Source organism: Halanaerobium sp. DL-01 (genome assembly GCF_003338615.1).
In the GTDB taxonomy this organism is placed as follows: domain Bacteria; phylum Bacillota; class Halanaerobiia; order Halanaerobiales; family Halanaerobiaceae; genus QPJE01.
This window is the reverse complement of sequence record NZ_QPJN01000029.1, coordinates 18,555-31,766: the sequence shown is the minus strand read 5'-3', so window position 1 is coordinate 31,766 and position 13,212 is coordinate 18,555. Positions and strand designations below refer to the sequence as shown.

General features: G+C 36.9%; 10 protein-coding genes. 9 read left to right on the top strand and 1 reads right to left on the bottom strand.

Annotation, left to right across the window (positions count from 1 at the left end):
- The first annotated feature begins 141 nt into the window (after positions 1 to 141).
- From DER71_RS09565 to DER71_RS09525, 9 genes are all read left to right on the top strand, one after another.
- Entirely contained in the window at positions 142 to 1,803 is a 1,662-nt protein-coding gene (locus DER71_RS09565) for an LPS export ABC transporter periplasmic protein LptC (RefSeq protein ID WP_114458601.1), read from the top strand.
- A 67-nt stretch (positions 1,804 to 1,870) separates the two neighbouring features.
- Positions 1,871 to 2,566, top strand: a complete 696-nt coding sequence (locus DER71_RS09560; RefSeq protein WP_114458600.1) for a hypothetical protein — start codon at positions 1,871 to 1,873, stop codon at positions 2,564 to 2,566.
- 56 nt (positions 2,567 to 2,622) lie between these two features.
- Entirely contained in the window at positions 2,623 to 3,429 is an 807-nt protein-coding gene (gene lpxA, locus DER71_RS09555; RefSeq protein WP_114458599.1) for an acyl-ACP--UDP-N-acetylglucosamine O-acyltransferase, read from the top strand.
- Positions 3,430 to 3,444: 15 nt separating this feature from the next.
- On the top strand, positions 3,445 to 4,404 hold the full coding sequence (locus tag DER71_RS09550; RefSeq protein ID WP_114458598.1) for a Gfo/Idh/MocA family protein: 960 nt from the start codon (positions 3,445 to 3,447) through the stop codon (positions 4,402 to 4,404).
- A gap of 6 nt (positions 4,405 to 4,410) precedes the next feature.
- Positions 4,411 to 5,499 carry a DegT/DnrJ/EryC1/StrS aminotransferase family protein gene (locus tag DER71_RS09545; protein WP_114458597.1) on the top strand — a complete coding sequence of 363 codons (1,089 nt, stop codon included), beginning with the start codon at positions 4,411 to 4,413 and terminating at the stop codon, positions 5,497 to 5,499.
- 174 nt (positions 5,500 to 5,673) lie between these two features.
- A complete protein-coding gene (locus tag DER71_RS09540) occupies positions 5,674 to 7,419 on the top strand; it encodes a phospho-sugar mutase (protein WP_114458596.1) in 1,746 nt (581 codons plus the stop codon).
- 88 nt (positions 7,420 to 7,507) lie between these two features.
- Positions 7,508 to 9,376, top strand: a complete 1,869-nt coding sequence (locus tag DER71_RS09535; RefSeq protein WP_158531754.1) for a patatin-like phospholipase family protein — start codon at positions 7,508 to 7,510, stop codon at positions 9,374 to 9,376.
- A gap of 111 nt (positions 9,377 to 9,487) precedes the next feature.
- Positions 9,488 to 10,357, top strand: a complete 870-nt coding sequence (gene galU / locus DER71_RS09530) for a UTP--glucose-1-phosphate uridylyltransferase GalU (RefSeq protein ID WP_114458594.1) — start codon at positions 9,488 to 9,490, stop codon at positions 10,355 to 10,357.
- 93 nt (positions 10,358 to 10,450) lie between these two features.
- Positions 10,451 to 11,410, top strand: coding sequence for a D-2-hydroxyacid dehydrogenase (locus tag DER71_RS09525; RefSeq protein ID WP_114474588.1), 960 nt, complete (start codon positions 10,451 to 10,453; stop codon positions 11,408 to 11,410).
- Here DER71_RS09525 and DER71_RS09520 read toward each other — a convergent pair.
- Positions 11,388 to 13,046: a radical SAM protein gene (locus tag DER71_RS09520; protein WP_114458592.1), complete on the bottom strand. Its 1,659-nt coding sequence runs from the start codon at positions 13,044 to 13,046 to the stop codon at positions 11,388 to 11,390. The two genes, DER71_RS09525 and DER71_RS09520, sit on opposite strands and share 23 nt — an antisense overlap.
- Positions 13,047 to 13,212 lie beyond the last annotated feature (166 nt).

Below are 13,212 nucleotides of genomic sequence, written 5' to 3'. Positions count from 1 at the left end.
GAGACGGGGCAACGACTGACGGAAAGCTGTATACGGGAGAACCGTACGTGCAGTTTGACGAGGGGTCCCAGCTGAAAGGCTGGTCCTACTCTATTAAATTATAAAACTTTATTTAGAGCTGAAATAGGAGAAATAAACTTTATGAATTTATCCAAAAACATAATTAAAAATGCAGCTTACATAATAACTGTTACAGCCCTGCTTGTTTTTGTAAATGGCAGTGTTTCGGCAGAAGAAGATTATACAATAAAAGGGGATGAAATAATTTTTTCACAGCAGAAAGCAGAGATGATTGTTAGTGGGAATGCAGTTTTTTCCTCTGAGGAATTTTCAATACTATCAGAGCGTCTGAAAGTTGATTCTGAGAAGAAATTGATTATTTCACCGGTGAAAGTTGTGCTTATCTCAGGTAGTCAGAAAGTTACAGGAGAGAGTATGGAGTACAATTATGAAGAAGAAAAAGGTACAATCTATGGAGCAGAAAGCAGCCTGGGAGAGCTTAATTTTGGCAGCAAAAAGTTAAATATAACTGCTGTATCACCCCTGGAGCTCAATATGACAGATGGAGAATTTACACCGTGTATTAGAGAAAAACCTCACTACCATTTTAAAGCAAAAGAAATAAGGGTACATCCTGATAAAACAATTACTCTTCACCATATAGTCACATATATAGGTAAAGTTCCTGCCTTTTATCTACCCTATTATGCAGCAGAATATAATTATTCTGAAGACGGAGAAGGGGAATTTAAAGATGCGATGCCTATACCTCAGATCGGTTATGAATCAGGGAAGGGCATGACAGTAGAGTTTTCCTATCCATATCAGACAAGCGAAAAAAACAGTGGTAATATTTATTACTGGCAGGCAGGTGATGATGAAGACACCCGCGAATTTATAAATAAATATCAGATAACTGATAATCTAAGCTGGCAAAATAGGTACAAATATCTTTACATATATGACAGTGATGATGAGGAAGTTGATGAACATGATGAGGAATTTTTTAGCACCTTAAATTACAGAAAAAACAGTTTATCTATATCTGGTGGTATAGGAGAGGATCTGCTGGCAGATGAGCGCCGCTACCTATTAACATATAGTCAGACATATCTGCCCGGACTGCGGGGACGTATGCGTCAGGAATATAATGAAGATGGACTGGTTAAGGAGTTATATGTGCTTAATTCCTCTATGCACAAAATTAGATGGAACTTAAAATATGTTGATGGGGAAGATTACAACTATTATCCATTTCTGGACTTGTATTTTCCTACTTTGGTTAAAGGTATTACTACATCAGTTGGATTTGGTGAGGTAGAAAATGGTGGTGTTCGGCTCAATAAACAGGTTGGCAGAATAAATATGAACTACAGCTATAAGCTGATTGGAAATTTAAGATATCATTTGCGACATAATTACAGATTTCACAATTATGAAGGTGATTATGAGAACTACCACATCTTTAATCTTTATACAGGTTTTACCCACAGCAGAAAATTTAAAAACAGGATGAGGTTAAATACAAGGTTGTTTTTTGATAAAATGGAAGTAAGCGGTACTTCTCCACTGCCTGATGACAGGGAAGATGAAGAAACTTTTATTCGGCCGGGTATGACGCTTAATATTCCATCAGATCTGCCTCAGTCTTCGTGGCAGTTGAGTGCTGATGCAGCATATAAAATAGAGACCGAAAAATGGGATGAAATCACAGCAAAGATAACAAAAGTGGAAGATTGTTTTAAGTTTTTTGTCGGCTATGAGTTTATAGATGGTAATTACTTATTTGGAATAGAGATATAAAATTGTAAATATTTTGCAGGAAATTATTACCTTTTACTAGAAGTATGTAAAAAAAGGGTGATTTTCTGTGAAAAAGAACTTTTTAATCTATTGTTTTAGTCTGGCTGTAGTAGCTGTTATTTTCGTATATCCTTCACATGTGTCGGCCGGAGGTTATAAACCAGAAATAAGCGGCAGTTTTGAATCAGGAGACAGGCTATATACAGATCCGGGAAATTCTGACTGGGATTATCCCCGGGATGAGAATTTTGTGGATTATCTCCGCTATAATAAGCAGTGGCTTAAATATAAGCAGAAGCTGGCTCCTTATGAATATTATTATCTAAAGTTTGAGCGCTATGAACGAGAATATGATATAAAATCAGCATATGATAATATTTCCTATAAAATAGAGGGAAATTATACTTTTTATTTAAAAGAAGGACTGAGGAACAGAATAAAAATTATGCTGAGAGATAAAGACTATACTAAATCAGAGATTAAATCATATCATATCGCCAGAATCAATTACAGCTGGCAGTTTTCTCTCAATGAAAAACACGATTATGAAATATTTTTGCAAAAGCAGTGGACAAAATATTATAATGATAAGGATAAGGACTATAATAAAGACAGGGTTGGAATCAGCTGGGGCTGGAAGATTAATTCCGATTTAGATATTGATACTAAATTTCAGGTGGAAAGACAGCTCCATAACAGTCGATCTGATAGTACAGATAAATTTGCTAAAAAGATATCCATAAAATTTAAATATAAATTATAGTTGAAGTTTGATTTACGTATTTATTAAGTTTACAGCAGCAGGAAGGAGTTTTATATTTGCCGAGAAAAAATTTTAGACCGCGCAGAAATATAAATATACATCCCTCTGCAGTTGTTTCTCCAGAAGCAGAGCTTGCAGCTGGTGTAGAAATAGGGCCATATACAGTTATTGGTGCAGATGTAAAGATTGGCAGTAATGTGTCTATCGGTGCAAGTGTACATATAGATGGCTGGACCAGGATAGGTGCGGATAACAGAATTTATAATGGCTGTTCTATTGGTCTTCCTCCACAGCATTTGGATTATGATGGAGAAAAAACCCATGTATTTATAGGAGATGGAAATTGTTTTAGAGAGTTTGTTACAGTACATAGAGGAACAGTTGATGGAGGAGGAGAGACCAGAATCGGAAATGGAAACTACTTTAAGTCATATTCACATATAGCACATGACTGTATTTTGAGCAATAACATTACTCTCGGAAACTGTACCAATCTTTCTGGACATGTAGTGATAGAAAATGATGCTACGCTGGAATCTATTGTTGGTGTACACCAATTTGTCCATATAGGAGAGCTGGCCCGGGTCAATACACATTCCAAAGTTGTAAAAGATATACCTCCATATATAGAAGCAAGTGGACATCCAGCTCAGGTAGTTGGAGTAAATTTCAGTGACCTGCGCAAAAAGAAGGTTGATGAAAGCTTAAAACAAGAGATTGTAAAGGCGTATAAAATACTCTATGATTCAGGACTGAGTACAGAAAAAGCTTTAATTAAGATGGACCAGGTGCTGAAAACCAGTGAAGAAATAGAGCATTTTATTAGATTTATAAGAAGCAGCACCAGAGGTATATGCAGGTAAATAAGGAGGAGAACAATGAAGGACAGGATAAAAGTTGGAGTTATCGGTGTAGGGAGTATGGGAATAAACCATGTTAGAGCATATGCATCTTTAAAACATGTATGTAATCTGATTGGAATTTATGATATAGACAGCAAAAGAGCAGATGATACGGCTCAGAGCTATGGGGTTAAATCCTTTTCCAGTCTGGAAGACCTGCTTGCAGAAGTAGATGCAGTAAATATTGCTACTCCAACATCGACCCACTACAATATAGCGGTGGAAGCAGTAAAAAGAGGTATACATATACTTATAGAAAAGCCGATAACAAGTGAAGTAGACCAGGCAGAAGAGATACTTTCTATGGCGAAAGATAAGAATTTAACAGTACAGGTGGGCCATATTGAAAGATTTAATCCTGCTATTCAGGCTCTGCCGGGAATTTTGGAAGATGAAGATATAATTGCACTTGATGTGCAGCGGATGGGGCCATATGATCCGCGTATAGATGATACAGACGTAATTCAGGATCTGATGATTCACGATATCGATGTGGTTAACTCCTTAATAGAAGGAGATATAAAAGATGTGCAGGGATTTGGCAGGGTAGTTAAATCAGATAAGCTGATAGATTATGCTGTGGCAAATATACTTATGTCAGATGGAGTTATTGCAACCCTGACAGCAAGCAGAGCCACCCACAAAAAAGTAAGAAAGCTGAGCATAACCACCATGAAGTCCTATGTAGAGCTGGATTATATGCAGAGAAAGGTAATTGTAACCAGAAGAGGTGGACTTGTTCATGATAACAACTATCAGCAGGAAAATGAACTTGAAGAGATATTTTCTGATGAAGAAGAACCCCTCAAAGCACAGCTGAATCATTTTATCTGTGCCGTAAAAAACGAGACACGCCCACTTATAAATGGTTCAGATGGGCTTGAGGCTTTGCGGCTGACAAAAAAAATACAGAATCAGATTTACAGGAAGGACTAGATATATATGATACCGATTGCAAAACCGGTAATTACAGGAGCAGAAAAAAGCAGAGTTCTGGAGGTTATGGACAGCGGAATGCTGGCTTCAGGCAGGTATGTGAAAGATTTCTCACAAAGATTTGCAGAATTTATCGGCAGCAGATATGGTACAGCAACTTCAAGTGGTACAGCAGCACTGCACACTGCTCTGCTGGCTGCGGGAATAAAAGAAGGAGATAAGGTTGCAACAACTCCTTTTACCTTTATTGCAAGCAGTAATTCTATTCTTTATACAGGAGCAGAACCGGTATTTGTGGATATAAACCCAGCAACATATAATATTGATGCAGATAAGCTGGAGCTCAAACTCCAATCTGATCCAGAAATTTCAGCAGTTTTAATCGTGCATCTCTACGGACTCAGCTGTGATATGGACCGCATTATGGAGCTGGTAGAAAAATACAATCTTATTTTAATAGAAGACTGTGCACAGTCACATGGTGCAGAATATAAAGGGAAACGAGTGGGTACTTTTGGTGATGCCTCCATCTTCAGTTTTTATCCAACTAAAAATATGACAACAGGTGAAGGTGGTATAGTTCTCACTGATAGTGAAAAAATTTATAATAAAGCAGCCAGTATTATTAATCACGGACAGAAAGAAAAGTATTATCATGATCGGCTGGGGTATAATTTTAGAATGACCAATATTGCGGCAGCGGTTGGATTGGCTCAGCTGGAGAAGCTGCCGGAATTTAATATAAGCCGTATAGAAAATGCCGCCCTTTTTGATCAGGAATTTTCCGAACTTGACTGGATTAAAACACCAACAGTTCCGGAAAAAAGAAAACATGTTTACCATCAGTATACTGTTAGAGTTAAGGATAGAGATAGATTTGCTGATTATTTAACAGAAAAAGGAATTGGTTATGGAATTCATTATCCATTAACTGTAAACAAACAGCCTTATTATAAAAAACTGGGCTGTGCTGAACTTAAATTTGCAGAGGCAGAAAAGGCTGCAGAAGAGGTAATCTCTCTCCCGGTACATCCAGCATTAAGTGATGCTGAATTAGAACAAATTGTAGAGGCAGTGAAAAATTATAGAAGTTGAGAGAAGTTCAGCACTAAGGTAAATTAAAATCTAAACTAAATTTAAACAGATAAAGATGAGGAAAAGCCAGCAGCTTTATAATAATTTTTTTTTGTGGTATAATAATTTCTATAGTCTGCGCTGATCGATTAGAGAAATTTTAGATCAGATTATCAACAAAGGAGTTGATCAATTTTGAATTATATGTCCAGATATCGTGACTGGCTGGTAAGCGATTATTTTGATGAAAATACAAAAAAAGAACTTGAAGCTATCAAAGATAATGAAGAGGAAATAGAAGATCGTTTTTATAAAAATCTGGATTTTGGAACCGGTGGTATGAGGGGAAAAATGGGAGCTGGCACCAATAGAATTAATAAATATACAGTAAGAAAGGCTACACAGGGATTAGCTAATTATATAATAAATTACAGTGATAACGGTAGAGAAAGAGGTGTTGTAATCGCCTATGATTCACGCCGCAATTCAGCTGAATTTTCTCTTGAAGCTGCACTTGTTCTGGCGGGAAATGGAATAAAAACATATCTTTTTAAAGATCTCAGACCTACTCCGGAGCTTTCCTTTGCAGTGAGAGAACTTAACGCTGTGGGAGGAATTGTAATTACTGCAAGTCATAATCCTCCCGAATATAACGGCTATAAGGTTTACTGGGAAGATGGAGGTCAGGTAGTACCGAATAGAGCAAGAGATATTATTGCAGAAATAGAAGAAATCGATGATTTTTCTCTTGTAAAAAGGATAGAATCAGAGGAAGCAGAATCTCAGAAGCTTTTGAATTATATAGGTAATAATATCGATCAGCGCTTTGAAGAAGAGATTTTAAAGTCTCTTCCGGATAAAGAACTTGCAGAAGAACATGGAAAAGATCTAAAAATAGTCTTTACACCACTGCATGGAACAGGTAATATACCAGTGTGCAGCCTACTTAAGAGGTTGGGCTTCAGCAATTTAAGTGTTGTTGAAAAGCAGGCAGAAGCAGATCCTGAATTCTCTACAGTGGAAAGCCCCAATCCTGAAGACTTTTCAGCATTTGAGATGGCTGTTAATCTGGCAAAAAAAGAAGAGGCTGATTTGATTATTGCAACAGACCCGGACTGTGATAGGATGGCTCCTGCTGTTAAAGATGCAGATGGGAGCTATAAAGCTCTAAATGGAAACGAAACAGGTGTTCTTTTTGCGGATTATCTGCTTAAAAGAATGAAAGAAAAGGGAGAACTGCCTGATAATGGAGTTATTATTAAAACAATTGTTTCTACAGAGATGGTAAGAGAGATTGCAGCAGATTATAATGTGGAAGTTATGGATGTGCTGACAGGGTTTAAATTTATTGGCGAAAAGATAACAGAATTTGAAGAAAGTGGAGAAAAAGAATTTATACTTGGATTTGAAGAAAGTTTGGGTTATTTAATAGGGAAACACGCCAGAGATAAGGATGCTGTTATTGCAGCTGCCCTTGTTGCTCTAGCAGCTTTACACTATAAAGAAAAAGGATTGAGCCTGTTGGATAGGCTAAAGGAACTGAGGGAAAAATATGGATATTTTAAAGAAGACCTTCAATCAATACGCCTGGAAGGAAAAGAGGGACAGGAAAAAATAGAAAAAACTATTGCAGCTTTCCGCGAAAAGAGCCCGGAAAATCTGGGCGGCAGAGGTGTTTTGGTTAGCAGAGACTACAAACAGAGTAAAACAGTTTATCATAAAGATGGAAAAGTAGAAACAATAGAACTGCCCAAATCCAATGTGCTTCAGTACCTACTGGAGGGTGATGCAAAAATAACAATTCGTCCTTCTGGAACTGAACCTAAATTGAAGCTTTATTTTGCGGTAAGGGAGAAAAATGCCAGTAAAGCAGAAAAAGCACTGGAAGAACTAAGCAATAAAGTTATGGATGAGATAAATAAAATAATTCAAAGCTTTTAATTGTCTCTGAAATATAATATTTTTGCAGGGGAGCAGTAAATTACTGTTCCCTTCTTTAACAGGATTTTATTTTAAAAGGGGGTCAAAATTGAAGCTGAAAATTAACCTCTTAATATTTATAACAGCAGCTGTATTCCTGTTGTTAGTTCACCCAGCATTTGCAGCTGAAGATCTATCTGATATTACAGAAATTGTTTATGGAGATGAATCATATCTTGTAGAAAATTATCTTCAATTTCAGGAAAGGATATCCGGCAAAAATCGGCCTGTAGTTGGTCTTGCACTTTCCGGTGGTGGAGCCCGGGCGATAGTAAATTTTGGTATAGTAAAAGCGCTAAGAGAGAATGGAATACCGATAGACTTTTTGGTAGGTACAAGTATGGGAGCTATTGTAAGTGTTATCTATGGTGGTGGACTGCCTGTTGATCAGATGACTGATATTATAAGCAGCACTCCTTTTGTAGACCTGCTTAATATAGGTATATCTGGAGGAGGCTCACTGCTGGATACAGAAAAAGTTAATCTTTTTCTTGAGAGAATATCGCCCAATAAAAGGTTGGAGGATTTTCCGGTACCGGCAGCCCTTTTGAGTTTTAATCTGTCAGAAGGAAAAAAATATCTTGCAACAAGTGGTAGAATATCAGAAGAGATTCAGAGCTCTTATTCCATTCCATTTTATTTTCCTATACATTCAAAAGGAGAAGATTATTTTATTGATGCCGGCATATTGGAGGCCACACCGGCAAAAGCCGCCTCCCTGCTGGGAGCAGATATAGTTATTGCTACAACATCATTTGATAATTTTGATCTGGAAGATTATGGTTCAGCTTCCCGTTCAGCCGGCAGGTTTCTCAACATAATACAGAAGAAGCATTCTACACAGATAATAAATAGATATGCAGATATTGTAATTGAATGTGATGTCGGAGACTATTCTTTTATGGACTTTAATATGGCAGAAAAATTTATACAGATTGGTTATGAAACAGCAGTTGATATGATGCCGGAGATTAAAGCAGAGCTGGCAAAAAAAGGGGTAACAACTGTTGATTATATACCACGGAAACATTATAATATTTCAGGTTCACTGCGTGATCTGGAATACGATAGATTTGTAACCCAGGGGAAAGATCTGGAGTTTTTGCTTTATTATGGACGTGATCACTCTATATTTAAGCAGGAAATGTTGCGCTCACCGCTGAATGATTTTCAGACAGGACTTGAATTTAAAAATAAAAATTTATCTTTAGGCGTTTTAGAAAAGGATGGATTTGACAGCGGCTATGAAGCTTTTTTTCGCTTTGCTAAAATGACAGAACAGCTTGATTTTTTCTTCAGCTACAGCAATGATTATGATTCTGATACGGAAGATGATTATGAGGGAGAAATAAAATATTTTGGGGAAAGATTTAACTTTGGTTTTGGGGAAGGCCGCCGCATGGATGAGGAATATTACCTGTTTGGAGCTGATTTTAGAGAAGAAGGGAAAAAAATTGAATGGCAGACAGAAAATGATATAATATTTTTGAAAGATGAATCAGAAAGTGAAATACTTTCTTCTCACTATATAAATTATGATTTCAGCAGAGCCTGGGGAATTGAAACCAGGCTGGTTTACAACAGCAGCGATATTTTACCTTCTCCTGTAATTTATAGAGGGCGGGATCTGGATGATTTTGAGGCGGAATTTCAATCAGCAGTAAATTTTAATTATAATTACCGTTTAAGTGAACCATTTGAACTGCTGCAGGTATTTCAAATGACAAATATAGGTGCTTATCTTATTGCAGATTATTATAAAGATGGTGAAGGTGATACTGCCTCAGCTGCCGGAATAGGTGTTAATTCAAAACTTTATCTGCTGGGACTTAAGCCGATAGAGCTGGATATTTATACAGCCTATGATTTTGACAGAGAAGATGAAAGGTTTGGAGTGGAATTAGGTTACAAATTTTAATTTGATTGTTAAAATGTTTGTTGTGGAATAAACTTAAATAATTATATGTTGAACATTAATAGAACAAATTAAATAGATAAAACAAATAAAAAAATTTAGGAGTGTGATATAATGAAAGTCACAAAAGCAGTAATTCCAGCTGCAGGTTGGGGAACCAGATTTTTACCTGCCACTAAAGCACAGCCAAAAGAAATGCTGCCCATAGTTGACAAACCGACAATACAGTATATTGTTGAAGAAGCAGTAGAGGCAGGTATAGAAGATATCCTTTTAATTACAGCCCGCAACAAGCAGTCGATAGAAGATCATTTTGATAAATGTGCTGAGCTTGAGATGGCTTTAGAAAAACAGGATAAAGATGAAATGCTGACAACAGTCAGAAAAATTTCCAGCATGATCAGGGTACATACAGTGCGCCAGAAAGAGGCAAAAGGCCTCGGACATGCCATCTATTGTGCTAAAACTTTTGTGGGAAATGATCCATTTGCAGTTCTGCTGGGAGATGATGTTATTTATTCCAAAATCCCAGCTATAAAGCAGTTGATAGAAATTTACGAAAAAACGGAGAGCCCTGTGCTTGGCTGTCAGACAGTTCCGCACAGAGATGTGTGTAAATATGGAATTGTTGATTTCAGCCAGAAAGATGGGGATCTCTATCTTGCTGAAGATCTGATAGAAAAACCTTCTGTTGAAGAAGCACCTTCAGAACTTGCCATTTTGGGCCGTTATATTATTACTCCGGATATTTTCCCGATTATAGAAAATACACCTCCCGGACGTGGAGGCGAAATTCAGCTGACAGATGCATTAAAAACTCTATTGTCCAGAAAGAAAATCTATGCCTATGATTTTGAAGGACAGAGGTATGATGTGGGTAATAAAATGGGTTTTCTAAAGGCGACAGTTGATTTTGCACTGAGGAGAAAAGAGTTTAAAGAAGAATTTGCTGATTATTTAAAAAAGGTAGTAGATAATTTTTAAGCATAAATAAGCAGGATATAGTTGGGCAAAACAGAATAAATATAAATAAATTAAAAAATTATTGAGTAGTAAAGTAGAGGGAGGGTTTATGTAATGAAAATAATGTCAGTATTAGATTTAAATGAGAAATATATAAAAAAGATTAAACAGGAGCTTCCGGATGCTGAGGTGGTTATTGCAGAAGAAAAAGATAAACAGCTGCAGGAGATTGTTGATACAGATATTATGGTTTGTGTAGGCAGTTTTTCCGAAAAAGAAGTTATAGAAAAGGCAGAAAAATTAAAGTGGATACAGAGCTGGTCTGCAGGTGTGGATGGACTTCTTTCTGACAGTATAAAGCCGCTTCTGCAGGAAAAAGATATTGTGCTGACAAATATGAGTGGTATACATGTGGATTCTTTAGGTGAACAGGTTGTAGGTTATCTAATAGCCTTCAGCCGCAGGTTTAAAGATTTTTTTAAACAGCAGCAGGAACATATATGGGATAAGCTGAAAGTTGATATTTTGAGAGATAAAAAGCTTCTTATAGTGGGAACAGGTGCTGTGGGAACTGCTATTGCTGTTAGAGCAGCTGCCTTTGGTATGGAGATAATCGGCATCAAGCGCGACCCGTCCATTGTTCCAGAAGGTTTTGATAAAGTATATTCAGCTGATAAACTGGAAAAAAGGCTGGTAGAAGCAGACTTTACTGTTGCAGCAGTTCCACTTACAGAAGAGACCAGAGATATGTTTAACCAGAGGCTTTTTGCACTTATGAAGGATTCGGCCTATTTTATAAATATTGCCAGAGGAGAAGTTGTGGTAGAAGAAGATTTGATTCAGGCACTTAAAGATGGAGTTATTGCCGGAGCGGCCCTTGATGTATACAGGGAAGAACCACTACCTGAAGACTCTCCCCTTTATGATAAAGAAAATCTAATTTTAACTCCACATGTAGGTGGGCTATTTCCAGATTACAATAAACGTGCCGTAGAAGTTTTTACTTCAAATATCGATAGATTTGTAAATGATAGAGAATTGATAAATATAATTAATTATCAGCTTGGTTATTAAAGATAAACCAGCTGGAAATATCTCCAATGGGGAGATTTTCTCCTATAATTGATTTGAGTTGATTTATATTGCGGGGCTGTTCAGCTATTATTCTGGCAGCCCTTTTGCTCCCTATACCTGGAACTGCTTCCAGCTCATATAGTTTGTAGTCATCTATTTTTTTTGGCCATTTTAGTGCTGTAATTGATCTGTAGCCGTGATCAACTACCTTAGCCCGTTCTATTTTATCTTCGGTGAGGTGGCCGGGTATACCAACCAGAATGGGGTAGCTTGCCAGCTGTCTGGCAAAAGTTAAATTGCCTTTCCTCTGATCTACATAAAGGTCTTTAATTTCAGTACCATAAGGGAAAACTCTCTGCAGCATTACTTTGTTTATCTCTTCGTTTACCTTTTTCTTGTAGTTTATAAACTTTCCCTGGCTGTATTTTACTTCAGGATAGCTGCCCAGCCTGAACACCTGCCTGATATTTATTCTGCGCAGCATTAATCCCATATCCAGTATTTTTTTGAGATAATTAAAATTATATGCAAATGTTTCTTTCCTTTCTCCGATCAGGCCGTGCAGAAAGTTAATTCCTGGAAGCAGTTTAGGAATTCCATCTTCCCGCCTACCTCCAATTTGATTGACTATTTTAATAGCTTTAATACTTTCCTCTACTGTTGTGTCTATATTATTTTTTTTCAGTACAAGTGGATCTGCAGATTCCACTCCAAATGCTGCTATATCACCGGCTGTATTGTACTTAGTTATTATTTCCAGTATTCTGGATGATATTTTTGGATAGTGTGCAATTGTAGCCGGATTAATATTATCCATGTGCAGTACTTTTAACTCAGGATCGGCTGATCTGATCCCCTGATAGAGATCAAGTATTTTTTCTGATGCTGGAATAAATTTTCCAGAAGAAGTTTCTGCTCCATAAAGAAGCAGATCTGTCTGACTTCCAAGTCGGAAATGATGGATACCATTTTCTGCCAGAGCTCTTATTTCTTCTGCGATACCGGCAGCATTTCTGCTGTATCTTATTTTTTTGAGTCGTTCACTGCAGAAGGTACAGTGACTGGTCCGGGGGCAGCCCCGAAAAGTTTCTATTTCTGCCATTAAATTTGGATAAAAAGGATGATTTCTGACAACTTCAGCCCCCAGCACAGACCATCTGTCTATCATTTCAGCAAAGTTTGCAGTTTTTATTTTAGTGTCTTTAAGGCGCTGATAAATATCAGCCGCTGTTATTTCAGCACTAATAATATCATAATTTTTTTCAAAACGTTCTGTCATGTTTTTTATCAGTGTGATAGGTCCTCCCAGTACTCTGGTTGGATAAAATACCTTTTTTGAGATTTCTTCTATTTCTGCAGCAGAAGCGGGTTTGCCTCCCATATAATGGCCCGGTACTGTTGTACCTGCGGTGACTATCAGAATATCGTAATTCTCCAGCTCTTCAAAATAATATTCTTTTTTATTTCTAAAATCATCTATTGTAATATAAGTCATTTTTTCTCTGTCCAGTCCGGCATCAATAAGAGCACCCCAGAGGTAGCGGACATGGGGAGAAATATATGGAGGAACTCCTAGACATGAAGGCTCATCCAGATAACCGTCTATAACTGCTGCTTTGATTTTGTAATTATCCATAAAATCACCTTTACTTTAAATTTGATTAATTTAATTAGATTAAAATATTTTGTATTGTTTATAATGCTTTATTTTTTTATATACTGTTTTCTGCTTAAATCCGGCTTAAATTTCCCTTTAATTTACTTAATTAATCGATTTGTACTGTCTATTTTATCATAAACTG